Here is a 17,009-nt window from a genome sequence, read left to right on the forward strand (position 1 = left end):
TTTTTCCCTTCACAATAAAGGGGGCTTGCCTTTTTATACGACCACTCACACGCCTGATTTTGTTGCATTACAGCAAAAAAAAGCACTGCTTTCCGTTTTTACCGGACAACAGTGATTGACTATTCACTATTCACCCGTAGCCTCACTTCGTTTACTCACTATAACACCAACTGCTCATACAACCGCACCAGCGCAACATCCGGTTCACCACAAAAGCCGGGGTGCACTTTGGATGTTTGCAGAATGGTGCTGCGTGTGGCAGTTAACCAGCGGAAACGTTCGGCTGCAGGCAGCATACCGATAGTGCCGCCCTGTTTGCCACCCATGCAAATACGTTCAAAAGCGCAGAGATAGGCTTCCAGCCCGGCCATATCGAGCTTGCCGGGAAAGGCAGCTTCAAGCCGTGCAGCATCCAGCTTGTATAATACTTTTAAAAAACGGGGCTTTGCGCAATACAATACCACACCAATGTTCAGGAACTCCTCCCTGTCAACCCTTGGCACCACCCGTATCACGGCATATTCAAATAATTGTTTCTCTTGCATGCTGGGCTTCTTTTACAAATGTTGCGGAATGGGCTATCCTGGTGGTTAAAAACTGCGCATAGGCCTGGCGGTGTTCTTCAGCTGTTGCAAATGGCGATTCTGCTGCCAGCAGCCATTCATCGGGCACCTGGCGTACAATCTGCTGTATGCGTTCATTGCCCAGTTTCCCTTTCAGTTCCGCATCAAGTTCGGTCATGCGGGTAGCAAGCGGCAGCAGCACATGGTCTTTCGCATAGGCAAAGGAACGTGTAGCCTGTGCTTCCCAGTTTTGCCAGGAGTGGTGGAAATACAACGCAGCACCGTGGTCTATCAGCCACAGTTCCCTGTTCCATAACAGCATATTGGTATTGCGCGCTGTGCGGTCAACATTATTGAGCAGGCAATCGAGCCAGACTATTTTTGAAGCCAGTGTTTCATCAATGTGCGTTACAGTGGGGTCAAATGTAATGGAACCTGACAGGTAGTGCAGGCCAAGATTCAGTCCCACGCTTGCTTTCAGCAGATCCTGTATTTCCTCATCCGGTTCTGTGCGGCCAAATGCGCTGTCGAGTGTGGCGAATACTATCTCGGGCACTTTCAATCCCAGCGTGCGGGCAATTTCACCACCGATCAGTTCAGCAATCAATGCTTTTACCCCCTGCCCTGCCCCACGGAATTTGAGTACATAGAAAAACCCGTCGTCTGCCTCTGCCAGTGCGGGCATGGAACCGCCTTCGCGCAGCGGCGTCACATACCGTGTTACCTGCACGGTTCTGAGATCGTATAAGCTTTCATCCATAATCAGCGAAAATACTAGGAAACATTGAGAATCGTGAATCGTCAGTCGTGCGTGATCTTAGCGAGTACCAATTTCGAGAATCGAGACGTCGACACATCGAGATGATCTCAGCGAATTTAGCACTGCCACTTTCGCCGCAGGCGGCACCCTGCATACAGGCTAACAGCTAACCGCTTGCAGCTTGCAGCTATTTCTGGTACAATATTTACAACGAAACACATATTCATCAAAACCGATGCATATGCTAACCATTACAGGCGCTACGGGGCGCGTAGGCACTGCTGCAGTACAGGCACTGTTGCAGGGCCGGCAAGCCGTTACAGCCATTTGCAGAAACGAAGAAAAAGCCGCACCGTTGCGGCAGGCAGGCGCCCGCATCGCCATCGCCGATATGAAAGACACCGGTTCCCTGAAAAAAGCACTGGAAGGCACAACGGTACTGTTTATCATTACACCCGAATCAGGTAAGGAGAAAGATGTACTGGGCGAAACACACCAATTGCTCAACAGCGTACGGCAGGCAATTGTACAGGCAGGCGTGCAAAAAATCATCGGTTTATCCTCTGCCGGCGCGCAATACAGCAGCGGCACAGGCAACCTGCTGATGTCGCACATGCTGGAACATGCGTTTACCGGCATGCCCATCAGGCAAACTTTTATACGCCCTGCATACTATTTCAGCAACTGGATGATGTATTTACCGGTGATGCAAAAACACAACACCCTGCCCGGCTTTTTCCCCACCGATTTTCGCCTGCCCATGATAGCGCCCGAAGATGTAGGCGCTTTTGCAGCCACTGCCATGACTGCACCGTTAAATGAAGAACAGGTATACGAACTCGAAGGCCCACAAGCATACAGTACGGCAGATGTGGCAGCTGCATTTTCCATAGTGCTGAACAAACACATTACTGCACAGCAGGTGCCGCACGACCAATGGGAAAGCACCCTGCAGAAAACCGGCTTTACACCGGATGCCGTTCGTATGTTTACTGAGATGACCGATGCCGTGATACAGGGCAAAGCGAAACGGGAAGGCCGCAATACCGAACTGGTAAAACTGCACACCACGCTGGAACAATACATCACCCAACACCTGCACCAACCCGCAACAGCCTAAACCGCACGGCAGTATTTACGACGATAGTCCTGCGGTGTCAATCCTGTAATGCGCTTGAACACCATGCGAAAGGTTTTTACATCGTTATAACCGGCATCATAGGCAAGGGTAACGGTATCCTGCGCACTGTGTTCAAGCGCTTTTTTAGCTGCTTCAATCTTTACGCGCTGCAGGTATTCCAGTGGCGTGTTTTGGGTAGCGCTTTTAAAGCGGCGGATGAAATTGCGTTTGCTCATATTGCTTTGCCCGGCTACCTGCTCTACCGAAATCTGTTTATCATAGTTCTGTTCAATATACGTCTGCGCCTCGTGTATGGCTTCATCATGGTGCTGGTATTGCCCGCGGAATACCGCGAAATGGGCCTGCTTCACACGACTGATGTCAATGGAAAACATTTTGCTTACCCATACCCCCACATCTTTACCGCAGAACTTTTCCACGAGATACAACACGAGGTTTAAAGAAGAAAATGCACCACCGCTGGTGTACACACCTTCCTGGTCGGTCAGTACCACATCGGGCATCATTTTGATATCAGGATACCTGCGCTGCATGTCTTTTGCCGCCATCCAGTGCGAGGTGCATATTTTGCCGTTCAGAATACCGGCTTCCGCAAGAAAATAACTGCCAAAGCACAGGCTGGCCACTTCTGCCCCTGCCTGGTATTGCTGCCTGATCCACTGCACCAGGTGTGCGTTCTCCTGCAGTATTTCATCAGGTTCGCCCTGGAATGCGGGCGCCATCACCAGGTCTGCATGATCAATCTCTGCCAGCGTTCGTTGTTCTACACCCGGACCAATGAGTACAGAACCCGTCAGGTTTTTATCACCGGCCAGTACAATGCGGAAAGGCGCATCACGGTCTGTTTCAGTAAAATACTGGTTGGTGCCCGATAAAATGTCCAGCACACCAGTAATGGAAGAGGGAACAGCCCGGGAAGGCAGCAGTAAAACGATTGTTTTCATACAACAGGCATTTCTGTAAAGTTACGACACCCAGGTGGCGTAAAACACCCCGCAACCTGGCATTTCTGGACAGGGCAGCCAACAATCAAACCATCCGGCCATTTAACCATCAAACCCTCCAACAATCCATTCCTCTTCTTATATTGAGCTATGAAACAACGCTACTTCCTGCTGCTCATGGCAGCATTTTGTTTTGGCAATGCCTGCTTCGCTCAAAATACCGTTAACCCCGGCAGCAAAAAGCCGGTTTCGCAGGAATTGTTCGATACCATTGCACGGATGGACAGCATTTTCTTTACTGCCTACAATAACTGCGACCTGGTTACACAGGGCAATATTTACTCCGACAGTATAGAGTTTTACCACGACAAGGGCGGACTAAACACTTCTAAAAAGGAGATACTGGAAAGCACGCATAAAAACATCTGCGGCCAGGTTACACGCCAGCTGGTAAAGGGCAGTATGGAGGTATACCCTATCAAAGACTATGGTGCGGTTGAAATGGGTTTTCACACCTTCCATAAAATCAGCGGCCCCGAAGCAGGCGACACCTCTGCACCGGACCGGTTTATCGTAATCTGGAAAAAACAAAGCAATGGCTGGAAAATAACCAGGGTTATCAGTTTGCATTAACATCAGCTTGTGGCACATTATGGCACCTGATTATACATCCAGTTGTGCCAGGGCTTTTTGTGCACGCGCAAACTGCTGGCCGGCGGATTGCTTTAACCAGTAAATCGCTTTCTCCTGCGATAGCGCATTGCTATCAAACTGCACTACAATTTTACCAACACCTGAAGCTTCCAGCTTCTGCTCACGCAGATAGAAACTGTACATATCTCCTACCGAAGTAATATCCCTGCCAATAAGTTTCGTGTGGTCTATCGTGGTGTAACTTTCAATAGTATGTAATGGAGCCATTATGCAGAAACAAAATAGTGTTTTAATTTATCCAGCACGTAATCCAATTTCACCTCTTCTTTTTGAAGTTCAGGTATCCTGTTCATTAAACGTGGAGAAACTAAAGGCAACTTTTTCTCTTTTGCCTTTTTCAGCAAATCAGGAACCGCAGCCTCCTGATTGTTCAGATAGTAACTAATCAGGGCAAAAATAAGCGGATAGCCATAGTTAAACGAATAATCAACAATATCATCTACCAGTGCTATATCCGCATCCAAAAAACGCTGCACCACAGGCATATAAAGCTTGTTGGCACTTTCAATAACCCTGCTGCATTTTTCATCTACATTGTCTGTAGCATAAAAACTTATATGACCGTCTTTTTCCTGAAATCGTTCTTTCCGGAAATTCAATGAAGAAAACGAGAAGTACTGATAATTTACAAACTCCGCATTTTTTACAAAAGACAAGTCGAGTTTATGAAGTACAGCAATAATTTTACCACCCGACAAAAATCCTGAAATGTATAAGGCAAATAACGCCCCATGCGCTGCAAACTTTTCGGACACCAACGGAAAACCAATCTCCCCCTATTTCAACATCGGCCTGCTTCAGCAATATTCTTTCAGATTTATACTGCTTGTTTATATTATTCAATTCAAGATTTTCACTAGCAAGCTTCAGGGAAGCCTTTACGTTTTTCTTAAGCTCTGCTGCTGTCATTTTATTTTGTCAGTTATAATATAGCTGCATGTATGAAGCATTGGCTGCCCGCAATATTTATTCCGGTCGTATCACGCCAGCTCTAATTCCAAAGCGCGTGTATACTCATTCTTACCGTTTTTTACAATGATTCCGAAAGCATCAAAAGCATTGCGTTGTAAAAACGAAAGATCAACTTGCCGGCCATCTGTTAAATCGAATTGTGTCTTTCCCGGAAACTCATCTTGAAAATCAATATTGAATGCAGCCCAGGGATAAACTTCAAATACCGTTTCACCATTTTGATCGGCGTAGTTCTGTTCTTCAGTGAGCATGAATGAATGCTTGTCTTCAACCAGCAAAGCATCATAACCGTTTATCCTACCGTCAAAAAGAACTATTTTCTCTCCTGTTTCAACACTAACCGCATATACAGCGATTGGATATTCATCTGCATTAATAATTAAGCCTTCTGCATTTTCTCCACAGTAACGGATGTAAAACCGGGCACCTCCGGCCCTATCTCTCAATTGTGCTTTCCATGAAACTGATTTGAGCCAGTTATTGTAACCGAAGCCCGGAAGCGATCCGATCTCTACTGTTAAGTCCGAAAGATGGTCTGGTATCATATGTTCATTCTTTTTCTATGCTATATACCTGTAAGCCAATTATCAACTGTTGTTTTAACATTCGCAGCATTGTATGGTTTGTCTACAACCAATACAGTTCCCTGTTTATTTGGTGGCAGCTGGCTTTGCGCAACGTTATTCCTTGTGGTCAGCGCCTGGTAGTTTTGCTGATTTCTCATATCAAGATCAGAAGCTACTTCAATTGCATGAACACGACCTGCGTTGTCTATAGCGGTTACATCCGGGCTTCTTCTAGGACTGGTAGAATGCCCCGTAATTGCCTCATAGGATCTGTTCAGGTGAATCTCTTTGAATTTACCACTCATTGCAAGCTTATTCGCAAGTATTTCAGATAACAGCGCATGACCCGGCCCTGTTGTTTGCCCCTTGCCATAGATTTTTGTTCCATTAACCACCCTACAGGTGGCAAGTCCTAGTAAATCCACCGCTCCTTCTGGGTCGTCAACATAACTGTATAAGTTGGCTTCACCACTTGCCAATCTCACAGGATCCTGACTGATGTAAATTCCATCTTCTGCACTGTAGTATCTGAACCGGTTATAATACAACCCTGTTTCTACGTCTTCATACTGACCCTGGTAACGGAACGGGCAACTACCTAATTCCCCCTGCTGTATACGCATACGACCATAACCATCCATTTCACCCTTCCAAAAACGCGAACCGTCTTCCAAGTACATCTCTTTAGGTGTACCCAGGTGGTCAGCAATAATACTATATTTTTTATCTCCCTTCAACTTCGCTGCCGGAACAAGACTATCTGCTTCAAACACCCAAGTAATTAAATCATCCGGCGTGCTTTCGTGCGCATCAAACTCCTTCCATTCATGTAATGGTGTATTGCCATCCCATACCCAGCGTGTAATTGTTTGTTTGTACTTTTTCCAGACACGGCGCCCAAGGGCATCATAACCAAATTGCACCTCCTGGCCATCGGGGCGTATTACCTTTTGCAAACTGCCGTTGTCATTCCACACATATTGCCATACGCTCCCTTCGGCAGTCTCTTTGCGAATAAGATAACCTTCACTGTCATAATGATAGCTACCCCCCTTCGCTTTCTGCAATCTGCCGCCAGCACTATATTTGCGATCAGCCCGATCTCTCGTTTCGAACAAGTTTCCTACTGCATCGGGCAAGCGATATATTGTTTTGCCGTCGCCATATATCAGCTCACTCAAATTACCATAAACATCGTGCTTAAGCTGTACAGCCCCTGTCTGACTGTCATTAATGGCCAGCAACCGGTCTCCGACACCCCAGGTATAATGCCGCCTCCTGTGGGTAGTTTGGCCGTGCAACACCTGTTGTTCAACCGGGCGACCGAACCGATCATACTCCCATTGAAGGGTAATACCTCCCGTTATCCGGCGCTGCAATTCACTCCCTGCCTCATTGCGCAGGAAACTACTGTGCCATTCACCGGCATCTATCACAGCTGCCTCGCCCATGTTGTTATAAGCAATGCGTATATCGGCCCCCAACGAACTGGAAAGCCTGGTTCTGTTACCTGTTCTATCATAAGTATTTTCAAGCGATACGACGGACTGACCTTCGACTGCAAGTACTTCTGTTGTCACCCTGCCCAACAGGTCGCGCTCAAAACTGACTACGCTACTACCTTGGAACGATTTTGTCAGAAGACCGTCGTTATTGTATTCATATGCCTCAGTGGCGCCATCTGTGTACTGCACCTGTATCACACGACCGGCTGCATTGTATTCATATAAATTGATACGGTCACCCGGCCTGTGTATCTCTATCACCTGCCCTGCCGCATCGCGCACATACTGCCGTGCCACACCGTCAAAACCAGTTTCGCGTATGGTACGCCCCTCACTGTCCAACAGGTAAGTGTAGCGTTCTTCATGCTCGTTGCGCACTTCAATCAGCTGCCCTTCCTTGTCGTACACAAAACTGATGGCTGTACCACCCTGTTTGCGGCGGGTGATATCACCAAAGAAATTATAATCCAGTTCTACCTGGTACAGCTTATCTGCAGCACGCACAGCATTGTCCATGGCGTCGTACTGTATGTGGCGCACGTTGCCATCGGCTTCGCGTACTTCTGTAATGTTGTTGTTCAAGTCGTATTTGCGCAGCTGCTGGTTGCCATAAATATCTTCGAGCTGTACGCAACGGCCCAGTTCATCGTAACGGTAGTGTACACGCGCGTTATTGGGCAACACCACTTCACTTAGTTCGTAACGGCGGTTGTGCAGCAAACGGGTGGCATTGCCGGCCGGGTTTACAATACGGCTTACCAGCCCGTGCAGGTATTCGTATTGTGTAATGCCACCTTCAGCATCCCGCTGTTCCAGCATATTACCCCGCTCATCGTACGTATACTGCCACACACCACCGTTGGGACGTGTTACCTGCAATGGCTGATCATAGCCGTTATACACCACACTCACTTCACCCTGACCCGGCAAACCAATACCGGTTACATTGCCGCGCTCATCGTACTGGTAATTTTTTACACGGCCCAACTCATCCTGCACACCCAGCAGGTTGCGGTAGCTATCGTACCTGTAAACGGTTTCAGCACCCTGGCTGTTGATGATTCTTGTTACGATACCACCGCGGTGATAATAAGTGCTTTTATAACCCAGGCTGTTGGTGGCAATGGTATAGCCTTCGTGGTATTCGAAACGGTAGCTGTATAAGCCGTTGGGGCCAAGCGCTGCCGTACATTGATCTTTGCTGTTGTATTCAAAACGAAACAGCGTGCCGTCTTTAAAACGACGTGCTACCACCAACCTGTCCTGCCATTGCAGGCTGTTGTAATAACCGCGCGCATCATGAAAGGTAAGCATGCGGCCTTCCTTATCATAGGTATAACGAACGGCTTCCACATGCTCACCAGGCATATCCGGGTGCGGCATCTGCAGCGAAGTAATACGACCTGCGTCATCATTCAGCACCAGTATTTCCCGATGAGCACTGTCTGAAATTTTTACCAGCCTGCCGCGGGTATCATAATTGAAGCGGATAGCAAAACCATTCCGGTCGCTGATCATACGCAGCCTGTGGCAGCCTTCACCATCAGCAAAATGATTGAATGAATACACCAGCCCGCCTTTGTTGGCTACTGTGTAAACGCCTTCTTCATTACGGTACAGCGTATACTTATCACGCGGGTTAAAGAAACTGCTGCCCGGTTCAAGTAAGGGAAAAGGAATAGCACAGCCGTACTGATCGCGCAGCAGGATCAGCTCTTCCGCTTCCATTACCTGCAATACAATATCGTAACTGTGATAGATATTCTTCCCGAGCGGACCATCATACCCGCTGTCGCTGTAATAGTTCGCCTCCCATTTAAATGGCAGCTGACCGGGCAAATCAAAGCCCTGTAACAAACTGGCCATATGGCCGCTGCCTACATCCACCGGCTCACCAAGGTAATTACAGATATGCGGCTGCAGCGCTTCACCGTGGGCACGGTAAGCCGGGAATTTCTCCATCAGCGCCTTATTCATTTTGGTGAGCAGCTTGCCCAGCGCTTTGGATAACAGTTTACCTGCGCCTTTCATAATACCCATCATCATCAGGGCATTCAGCAGATCGGCCATGGTAAACTTGTGTTCTATAAACGGCCCACCCACTATTACCGGTTTACCAAAAGGCAGTACGGCGATAATAGCAGTTGCGTAGTTGTTGAAGAAACCTGTCGGCATGTTCAGCACAATGCGGCCAATATCAGCACAGCTGAATGCATGGCAGAACAGGGCACTCTGTTCGCAGCCGGCGGTAATCACTGTTTGGCTGCCGTGCGATATCTCCCCGTCGTGCGGGGCCAGCGGCGGCACCCAGAACAACGGTTTGGGAATAACCGCATGCAGCGGGTTAAACTTCTTGGCCAGGCCGGCCATCTGGCGCAGTTTACCAGGCAATGGCGGCGACAATGGCGGAAGCGACAAAACACCCGTGGTAGCCGCAGCACGGTAACAACCGTTTACGGTAACCGTACCGCCCATCGGTACATTTTTCTGTATTGAAAACCCATCCGCTCCAAAAGCAGGCATTGCCGGCAACGTAATATGCAGGTAATCCATAGGATCGAATACCATGGCCGCAAAGGGCGTAATGGGACAAGGTGTAATGGGCCACGGAACTTTCAGGAAATGAAAATCCAGTCCCAGCACAATATCAAAATGCTTGGATGCCAGCTGCGGTGTTACAGATGGCCTGGGCGGCGGGATGTTTGCTTTTATTCTCAGCGCCATAGTGGTATGGTTAGCGGTTAGGTAACGTTTTTCAGCAAGTGGTATCAGGCTCTTCTTTTAAACCTGATGCCGATTACAATGCCTACAATCAATAAGCCGATGATATAGGTTAGTATATTTCTTCCGTCGAATATATTGCTGTCCATCGACAAGCCGTCAGCATCGGTAGCGCCCACCCGCGGGTTGGCGGGATCGTAGTAAATATGTACCGTATCACCCACTGCGTAGGTCTTTAAACGGCCAATGGAAGCCGCAGATTCAGACACGGCTTCGCCGGTGGCAGTAGTAAATGAAATGGTGTACACGTTTGAAATAGTTCGTTTAATGCCGGGCCTTGTTTGCCGTACCGATGTTACTATTGCCGTTGCTTCGAGATAATTCTTGTGTTCGTCACGGTACTGCTTTGCCTTGTTTGCCGAATTCCATAGCAGAAAAATGATAAAACCGATGGTAACAACTACAGCAATGATGATTCCTGTCTTTTGCATGGTTAGCCTGTTTAAGCGGGTTGCGTTATTTTGAGTGTTTGAAATTGTTGTTTCAGTTCCTGCTCCCAGCGTTCACCCCACAACGCAGTAAAACGTTCCCGGTATGGCCTGGCTGAGGCCTCGCTTACAGCAGCTTCCAGCATTTCTTTTGCATAGTGCTGCACAATGCCGCTGCTCTGTAGCAATGCTTCATCGGCAGGGGTGAACAGTTGCCAGCCTTCTTCAAAATAGTGCCAGGCATCTTTTTTATGACTGCTGTGGCAAAGGGCCATGCCCAGCATCTGGTAAATGCCCAGCAATAACTGTTTGTCAATTCCCTCCCGGCTGTATTGCAGGCATACCTTGTATTCAGCCGCAGCTTCTTCAAACCGTTTGCGCATAAAGAACAGGTTGCCTTTGGCAATGCGGTAGTGGTAACGCACCTGGTCGCCGGTAACTATGTGCCGGTTTACTGCGGCATCAATTTTAGCGAGGGCTTTGTCGATGTTCTCCAGTGCTTTGGGAAAGCGCTCTGCCGTGCTGTGCCAGCCATGCACAAAAAAGTACACGAGCGCCTCGTACTGCGGCCAGTCGTGTATTTCACACAGGCGTATGGCTTGTGCCGCATAATTGTTTACCTGCTGCGCATTGTCCTGGCCAATGGCTTCGGTTAATTTCAGTATCAGCTGCTGCAGGCTCACGGCCTGCTTTTCCGTATCGGTGCCACGGGCTGCTTTCACGTCTTCCAGTACCTGGTTCATGGCGCCGAACATATCCATATCGGGCTGCAGTTTGCGCACCAGCACGGGATAACGTTTAATAAGATCCTGCAGCATGTTGTACTGGTAGCCGTCATACACCATCAGTTGTACCGTGGCGGGTATACCGGCCAGCAGCAATTGCTCCAGCCAGTCGCTCCACAGCAGGTAGTCATCCATGCTTTGCGGAAACAAGGCCACCACCAGGCGTTCTTCCCCTTCTTTCACCTGCAGCTTCGAAGCCAGCGTTTCGAGGTTGTGCACAAAATAACGCGCATCGGTACCGGCGCCGGCAATGGGCACATTCTGCGGCTCCCAGTCAATATACCCGGTTTGCGAAACCAGCTCCGGGTCTTCATTCCAGGCCTCCAGGAACTGGCCGATACCATTGACCAATTGCCTGCCATAACCGGCTGCTGTGGCTGCGGTAAACGGATGACGGAAACAGAAAAAGATATCATTGAGATCGCTTTCATCACTGATATGCCAGTGCACAAAAGCCTGTACCATGCGGTATTCAACAGAAGCGGTTCCCATCCAGCAAAAGATACGTGCATCCGGAAAGTTTCGCACGGCATCCTGCCAGTGATGGGTAAGCGCAGCAATTCTTTGTTTGATTGGGTTGTTGTTCATCTGGGCCCGGGGATTAAGCGTATACTAATTCAGATTCACTTTAGCGCCCTGTATGTTGGTATCTCCGGTTGCAGCTGCGCCCAGCGTGCCGTTTGAGGCAAGGTTCAGCTCCGAGCCTGCACTGCCTTCCAGCTTTTCTTTGGCTGCTATGCTAATGCTGGTGGGGTCTACCGTAAAGCCTGAACCACCTGCCCCTTTGGGATCGGCAGAAGAAACAGCAGACACGCTTTTGGAGCCCAGCGTACCTACATCCACGCCCTGTATCATGATATCACCGTCTTTGGTCATGGTGATAGAGCTCTTGCCCGTTGTAAATACAATTTTCTCCGCAGCCGTAATCGTGATCTCTCCCTGTTGTTCTTTAATGTCAAGGGTATTGGCAGCGCTGGTTTGAAGCTTTAAGGCATGCGTGCCATCATCAAATGTAAGCGTGCTGCCTGCACGTGAGTTCAGCGCCTTGGTATTGCTGTTGGTAAAACCGCCGCTGTTGGCTGTTTTGCCGCTGAATACACTGCCCAGCACCACCGGTCGTGCAATATTGCCTTCTTCAAAAGCAATCACTACCTGGTCGCCTTTCTCCGGTATTACAAAAAAGCCGCGGTTGCCACCGGTATCGCCATTACCTGCATTGGGACTTACCACGCGCAGCCATTCCGTTGCATCGTTGCAGCTGCACTGCCATTTGAATTTTACTTTTATCCTGCCCTGTTTCTGCGGGTCATCGTTTTCCAGCACATCTGCCAGCTGCAGGTCGGGATTGGGTTTTATATAATCATGCACGGGCAGCTTCTCCGTATCGCTCACCACTGCTTCGAAGGTATTGTAGTAATGACCGGTGCCATCCATTTCATGTGCAATGGCTGTAACCAGGAATTTGCCCAGCGATTCTGTACTGAAATCACCGATACCCGTACGCAGGCTCATGCCGATATTGGCCACACAACCCAGCTTCACCTGCGGATTATCACTGCTGGCCTGCACTTTCAGCAATTCACTGATAATGGCTTTTGATTCGTTGCTTACATGCGCATCAATCTCCGATTTGCTGCTTACCCTGATGGCGGTTGGCTGGTTGTACACCTTGCCATACACCTGGTTGGAAGCATTTACCGCATGCACCAGGTCGGGCACACCGCTGGCGCTGCTTTTGCTTTCCGACTGCAGCAGCTGATCGTCTTTCGGGCTGTAGGCAAACCGGTTATACTTCAGCGGCGCAATGCTCATTCCGTATTGCAGGCTCTGCACATCGCGACCGTACAGCAGGTCTACTTCATCCAGGTTGCCGGGTTTACCGAAATTCAGTTTAATGCCATCGTAGAAAAACCATTCATGGTATTCGGCACTCAGGCGGTTGATAAAAGCATAATCGCTTTCCCGGTATTGTATGATATAATCAACCGGTGCTGTGCGGGTGGGGTTGATCGCCATGCTCAGGTCATTCGAAGGTGCATCTTCTGTTGCCTTGCGCACAATGGCCGCCAGGTCTTTATTAAGATACGAACCCAGATCTGGTCCGCGGTCGATGAGTATGGTAGGTGAATACCCGCTGATGATGAGCAGGCCATGGTAACCATGACTTTGCGATAATTCAACCCTGGTGATTTTGCCGGTAAAGGTTTGTTCTTTTTCTCCTTCCAGCCCGAATTCAATTGTCAGGTTTTTACCCATGAAGTCTTTGGACTGCTCCAGTGATATCATACCCGGCTCGCCCATCTGGTCGTGGTTGAAACGTAACTGGAAAATATGGTGCTGGTTGAATTGCTGTTTCAGCGAAAAAGTGCTGAAATGAGGGATAGCAGTGCCCTCAATGCTGATGTTTACCTTTAACTTTTGGTTCATAAGGTTAGGTGTATAGGTTATGATGTTTTCAGCTTCTGCGAAGCAGTTGTTAAGTTAGCACTCTTTCAGCAAAACACATTCCGTTTATGAATGCAGGATGCCCGGGTGAATGAAAAAAACAATGCTTACTTTAGGAAAGCAATTGATGCTGAGCCGGTTAAACCCCACCTTAAAATTTCTTTCCCGGCGAACATTACGCCGGGCAATAACCGGGTACTGTAATAGCAGCAAACAGCACCAGCTGAACCATAACATGATGAAACGCATTACAACCATCGCATACCTGCTGTGTGCAGGCATTACTGCAAGCGCACAACCCGCCGTGCATGTGAACCAGGTAGCTTATGAAGCAAATGGCTTTAAACAGGCCGTACTTACCCTTGGCACCGCGCCCAAAAACCTGCCCTTGTTTATACTGCAGGCACAGCCCGGCGGCCAAACCGTTTACAAGGGCACGGCCACTGCAACCCGCGGCATTACCGAATGGCTGCCCGGCCAAAGTGTATACCTGGCCAATTTTACCCGCTTCACCAGGCCAGGCACTTACCGCCTGCGCATGATCAGCGCGGGAGACACCACCAGCTCCGCACCATTTACCATCGGCACGCAGGCGCTCGCCAAAACCACCTTACCTGCTATTGTACAGTATTACCGCAGGCAACGCGCCAATACACCGGAAGAATGGCAGGCCGATAGTGCCCTGCTGCTCTATGGCACCCAAACGCGCGTAAACATGCAGGGCGGCTGGTGCGATGCATCGGGTGATGTGAGCAAATACTTCTCGCATCTCGCTTATGCCAATTTTATGAGCCCGCAGCAAACACCGCTCGTTACCTGGAGCCTGGTACGCGTAGCAGAAACACTGCCGGCCCTTGCACAACAGTTGCAGCTAACCGACAGCCTTGCAGCAGAAGCCTGCTGGGGCGCAGATTATATGATGCGCGCACTGAGCGACAGCGGTTATTTCCGCATGGTGGTATTCAGCTATTTTAATAAAGACCCGCAGGCGCGCCGCGTGGCAGGACTGGAAGCCAACAGCATAACCACCAATGCCTGGCAGTGTGCTTACCGTGAAGGTGGTGGCATGGCCATTGCCGCACTTGCACGCATTGCCCGCTGGCAGCAACACGGCAGTTATACCAATGCACAATACCTTGCTGCTGCAGAACGTGCATTTGCACACCTGGAAGTAAACAATACCCGCTACGATGATGATGGCAAAGAAAACATCATTGACGATTACTGCGCATTGCTTGCAGCCACGGAATTATGGATCACCACCGGCAACAATACCTATCGCGATGCAGCACGCAAACGCGCCAACAACCTTACCGCACGCCTAACTGCCACCGGCTATTTTATTGCAGATGACGGCACACGCCCTTACTGGCATGCATCAGATGCAGGCCTGCCTGTTGTTGCGCTGGCGCGTTATGTACAGCAGGAAAAAGATACTGCATTGCGCAACAAGGCCATCGCCACTATCCGCAAGGCGATGACTTACCAGCTGCAGCTGAACAACAACACCGGCAACCCTTTTAACTATGCACGGCAAACCACCAGCTACAAAGGGCATGTACAAAACAGTTTCTTTATACCGCATGCAAATGAAACCGGCTGGTGGTGGCAGGGCGAAAATGCCCGCCTCGCTTCGCTGGCCACTGCCGCCATGGATGCATTGCCTTTTATGCCTGCCACACAATTAAACGCAACCAAAGCATTTGCTACCGCACAATTGAACTGGATACTCGGCAACAACCCTTATGATCGCTGTTTTATGTACGGCTTTGGTAAAAACAATGTGCCGTACATGCACAGCAATTACGGGCATGGCTCTGAGAAAGGAGGCATATCCAACGGCATTACCGGCAGTGCAGAAAAAGACGATGGCAGTGGTATTGACTTTAAAACAGCAGACAAAGGCAATGAATGGCGCTGGACCGAACAATGGATTCCGCATGCAGCCTGGTTTATGCAGGCCGCAGCATTAATAGCCGCACAACCATAATCTTTTTATTTTAGCTGATATGAAGCATATAACAGCATTACTCTGCCTCACCTGTTTCTTTGCATGTACCGTCACCGCGCAAAAGCCGCGATTCCGCGCGCTGGCTATTGCAGAGAATGGCGGCCACCATGTAGCATTCAGCGCAGCTGCACGGGTATGGTTAAACCAGCTTGCAAAAGACAGCAGTTTTGCCATCGACTTTATTCAGAAGCCCGACGTTATTGATTCCGCTTACCTGTCAAAGTACCAACTGTTCATCCAGCTGGATTATGCACCCTATGGCTGGCCGCCCAAAGCCATGGCAGCTTTTGAACAATACATCACACAGGGCAAAGGCGGCTGGGTAGGCTTGCACCATGCTGCCTTACTCGGCGAGTTCGACGGCTTCCCCATGTGGCAATGGTTTTCCCGTTTTATGGGCGGCATCCGGTTCACCAACTACATCGCTTCGTTTGCATCTGCACAGGTGAAAGTGGAAAACCATCAGCACCCCTGCATGCGCAACCTGCCCGATACCTTCCCCATTGAACAGGACGAATGGTATACCTGGGATAAAAGTCCGCGCCCAAATGTACAGGTACTTGCCAGCGTAAACGAAGCCTCTTACCAGCCCGCCTCCACCATTACCATGGGCGATCACCCCGTTGTATGGACCAACCCCTCCTATGCCGCACGCAACATCTATATTTTCATGGGCCACTCCCCTGCACTTTTTCAAAACAAAGCCTGGACTACCTTGTTCCGGAATGCGATCTTCTGGGCAAAGGGGAACTAATTAATTGGAAAATTTGAAGATGTGCTAATTTGAAAACCAGGAACAAATGGATTGATGGTTCTACGTTGGCTTTCCAACTCACGCCTCCCGCTGCACCACGCTGAGTATGTTGCCTGAAGGATCGGTAAACCACGCGATCACCGGGCCTTCACTGTTGCGGCAAATGCCCTTTGCATCTGTTTTGATGGGATCATCATACTGCAGCATGGTGATGCCCGCCTTGTTGAGTTCGTCTACTGTTTTGTCGATATCGCTGATGGAAAAATTCAGCACTGTATAGGTGGCAGGGGTATAATCGGGTTTGGGGTAAATCATCACATCCACACCGTTGAGTTCAAGGGACAGAACGCCCATATCATCCTCGGTTACGGCGATACCGAGTTTGTCCCCGTAAAACTGCTTGGCCTGCTGTATATCTTTTACAGCAAAGCTGCTGAAGGCTTTGGCATTTTTCAACATGGCATTGTTTTAGGCTTTGAGGGGCAAGAAGCGTACCGGAGGTTAACACCTATTTGGTTTTACAAGCCTGTTTCACCAACTAACTCGCCTTATTTACATAATCTAATTTAATGAATATCAGCAATTTATCTAAATAATTAAAAATAAGATGAAATATTTACGCTTATATTAGTATTTTTAT

The 17,009-nt window shown here is 49.1% G+C and carries 16 protein-coding genes; 4 read left to right on the forward strand and 12 right to left on the reverse strand.

Annotated features, from left to right (window positions below; genetic code table 11):
* Window positions 1–158 precede the first annotated feature (158 nt).
* Window positions 159–545, reverse strand: a complete 387-nt coding sequence (locus DXN05_RS23805; RefSeq protein WP_116849822.1) for a DUF3037 domain-containing protein — start codon at window positions 543–545, stop codon at window positions 159–161.
* Window positions 523–1,323, reverse strand: coding sequence for a HipA family kinase (locus DXN05_RS23810; RefSeq protein ID WP_116849823.1), 801 nt, complete (start codon window positions 1,321–1,323; stop codon window positions 523–525). Before DXN05_RS23810 ends, DXN05_RS23805 begins: the two co-directional genes overlap by 23 nt.
* A 241-nt stretch (window positions 1,324–1,564) precedes the next feature.
* On the opposite strand from DXN05_RS23810, the gene DXN05_RS23815 reads away from it, so the two are divergent.
* A complete protein-coding gene (locus DXN05_RS23815) occupies window positions 1,565–2,443 on the forward strand; it encodes an NmrA family NAD(P)-binding protein (RefSeq protein ID WP_116849858.1) in 879 nt (292 codons plus the stop codon).
* On the opposite strand, the gene DXN05_RS23820 is transcribed toward DXN05_RS23815, so the two are convergent.
* Complete coding sequence (locus DXN05_RS23820; RefSeq protein ID WP_116849824.1) at window positions 2,440–3,408, reverse strand: GlxA family transcriptional regulator; 969 nt, start codon at window positions 3,406–3,408, stop codon at window positions 2,440–2,442. The two genes, DXN05_RS23815 and DXN05_RS23820, sit on opposite strands and share 4 nt — an antisense overlap.
* Before the next feature lie 150 nt (window positions 3,409–3,558).
* Between DXN05_RS23820 and DXN05_RS23825 the strand changes: the two genes are divergently transcribed.
* On the forward strand, window positions 3,559–4,041 hold the full coding sequence (locus tag DXN05_RS23825) for a nuclear transport factor 2 family protein (protein WP_211330137.1): 483 nt from the start codon (window positions 3,559–3,561) through the stop codon (window positions 4,039–4,041).
* Window positions 4,042–4,071: 30 nt separating this feature from the next.
* Here the strand turns inward: DXN05_RS23825 and DXN05_RS23830 are convergent, their stop codons facing one another.
* The 8 genes from DXN05_RS23830 to DXN05_RS23865 all read right to left on the reverse strand — a co-directional run bounded on the left by DXN05_RS23830 (window position 4,072) and on the right by DXN05_RS23865 (window position 13,586).
* Window positions 4,072–4,329: a hypothetical protein gene (locus DXN05_RS23830; RefSeq protein WP_116849825.1), complete on the reverse strand. Its 258-nt coding sequence runs from the start codon at window positions 4,327–4,329 to the stop codon at window positions 4,072–4,074.
* Complete coding sequence (locus DXN05_RS23835; protein ID WP_116849826.1) at window positions 4,329–4,778, reverse strand: hypothetical protein; 450 nt, start codon at window positions 4,776–4,778, stop codon at window positions 4,329–4,331. Before DXN05_RS23835 ends, DXN05_RS23830 begins: the two co-directional genes overlap by 1 nt.
* Before the next feature lie 28 nt (window positions 4,779–4,806).
* Complete coding sequence (locus DXN05_RS23840) at window positions 4,807–5,031, reverse strand: hypothetical protein (protein WP_116849827.1); 225 nt, start codon at window positions 5,029–5,031, stop codon at window positions 4,807–4,809.
* 71 nt (window positions 5,032–5,102) lie between these two features.
* Complete coding sequence (locus DXN05_RS23845; protein ID WP_116849828.1) at window positions 5,103–5,639, reverse strand: hypothetical protein; 537 nt, start codon at window positions 5,637–5,639, stop codon at window positions 5,103–5,105.
* Window positions 5,640–5,659: 20 nt separating this feature from the next.
* The gene (locus DXN05_RS23850) at window positions 5,660–9,889 is read right to left on the reverse strand and encodes an RHS repeat-associated core domain-containing protein (protein WP_116849829.1); all 4,230 of its coding nucleotides are present in this window, start codon (window positions 9,887–9,889) and stop codon (window positions 5,660–5,662) included.
* Between the two features lie 44 nt (window positions 9,890–9,933).
* The gene (locus tag DXN05_RS23855; protein ID WP_116849830.1) at window positions 9,934–10,377 is read right to left on the reverse strand and encodes a DUF3592 domain-containing protein; all 444 of its coding nucleotides are present in this window, start codon (window positions 10,375–10,377) and stop codon (window positions 9,934–9,936) included.
* A gap of 11 nt (window positions 10,378–10,388) precedes the next feature.
* Window positions 10,389–11,747 (reverse strand): hypothetical protein, encoded by a 1,359-nt coding sequence (locus DXN05_RS23860; protein WP_116849831.1) that lies wholly within the window; start codon window positions 11,745–11,747, stop codon window positions 10,389–10,391.
* A gap of 24 nt (window positions 11,748–11,771) precedes the next feature.
* On the reverse strand, window positions 11,772–13,586 hold the full coding sequence (locus tag DXN05_RS23865) for a type VI secretion system Vgr family protein (RefSeq protein ID WP_116849832.1): 1,815 nt from the start codon (window positions 13,584–13,586) through the stop codon (window positions 11,772–11,774).
* A gap of 256 nt (window positions 13,587–13,842) precedes the next feature.
* Here DXN05_RS23865 and DXN05_RS23870 point away from each other — a divergent pair, with 256 nt between their 5' ends.
* Window positions 13,843–15,594, forward strand: coding sequence for a glycoside hydrolase family 9 protein (locus DXN05_RS23870; RefSeq protein ID WP_116849860.1), 1,752 nt, complete (start codon window positions 13,843–13,845; stop codon window positions 15,592–15,594).
* A gap of 19 nt (window positions 15,595–15,613) precedes the next feature.
* On the forward strand, window positions 15,614–16,369 hold the full coding sequence (locus DXN05_RS23875; protein ID WP_116849833.1) for a ThuA domain-containing protein: 756 nt from the start codon (window positions 15,614–15,616) through the stop codon (window positions 16,367–16,369).
* A 78-nt stretch (window positions 16,370–16,447) separates the two neighbouring features.
* Here DXN05_RS23875 and DXN05_RS23880 read toward each other — a convergent pair whose 3' ends face one another.
* The gene (locus DXN05_RS23880) at window positions 16,448–16,828 is read right to left on the reverse strand and encodes a VOC family protein (RefSeq protein WP_116849834.1); all 381 of its coding nucleotides are present in this window, start codon (window positions 16,826–16,828) and stop codon (window positions 16,448–16,450) included.
* Window positions 16,829–17,009 lie beyond the last annotated feature (181 nt).

The sequence above is a fragment of the Deminuibacter soli genome, assembly GCF_003412455.1.
Taxonomy (GTDB): Bacteria; Bacteroidota; Bacteroidia; order Chitinophagales; family Chitinophagaceae; genus Deminuibacter; species Deminuibacter soli.

Coding starts and splice junctions, on each gene's coding strand:
- DXN05_RS23820 (WP_116849824.1), bottom strand. CDS start 3,408: ATGAAAACAATCGTTTTACTGCTGCCTTCCCGGGCTGTTCCCTCTTCC.
- DXN05_RS23825 (WP_211330137.1), top strand. CDS start 3,559: ATGAAACAACGCTACTTCCTGCTGCTCATGGCAGCATTTTGTTTTGGC.
- DXN05_RS23850 (WP_116849829.1), bottom strand. CDS start 9,889: ATGGCGCTGAGAATAAAAGCAAACATCCCGCCGCCCAGGCCATCTGTA.
- DXN05_RS23840 (WP_116849827.1), bottom strand. CDS start 5,031: ATGACAGCAGCAGAGCTTAAGAAAAACGTAAAGGCTTCCCTGAAGCTT.
- DXN05_RS23875 (WP_116849833.1), top strand. CDS start 15,614: ATGAAGCATATAACAGCATTACTCTGCCTCACCTGTTTCTTTGCATGT.
- DXN05_RS23880 (WP_116849834.1), bottom strand. CDS start 16,828: ATGTTGAAAAATGCCAAAGCCTTCAGCAGCTTTGCTGTAAAAGATATA.
- DXN05_RS23805 (WP_116849822.1), bottom strand. CDS start 545: ATGCAAGAGAAACAATTATTTGAATATGCCGTGATACGGGTGGTGCCA.
- DXN05_RS23815 (WP_116849858.1), top strand. CDS start 1,565: ATGCTAACCATTACAGGCGCTACGGGGCGCGTAGGCACTGCTGCAGTA.
- DXN05_RS23810 (WP_116849823.1), bottom strand. CDS start 1,323: ATGGATGAAAGCTTATACGATCTCAGAACCGTGCAGGTAACACGGTAT.
- DXN05_RS23845 (WP_116849828.1), bottom strand. CDS start 5,639: ATGATACCAGACCATCTTTCGGACTTAACAGTAGAGATCGGATCGCTT.
- DXN05_RS23870 (WP_116849860.1), top strand. CDS start 13,843: ATGAAACGCATTACAACCATCGCATACCTGCTGTGTGCAGGCATTACT.
- DXN05_RS23830 (WP_116849825.1), bottom strand. CDS start 4,329: ATGGCTCCATTACATACTATTGAAAGTTACACCACGATAGACCACACG.
- DXN05_RS23860 (WP_116849831.1), bottom strand. CDS start 11,747: ATGAACAACAACCCAATCAAACAAAGAATTGCTGCGCTTACCCATCAC.
- DXN05_RS23855 (WP_116849830.1), bottom strand. CDS start 10,377: ATGCAAAAGACAGGAATCATCATTGCTGTAGTTGTTACCATCGGTTTT.
- DXN05_RS23865 (WP_116849832.1), bottom strand. CDS start 13,586: ATGAACCAAAAGTTAAAGGTAAACATCAGCATTGAGGGCACTGCTATC.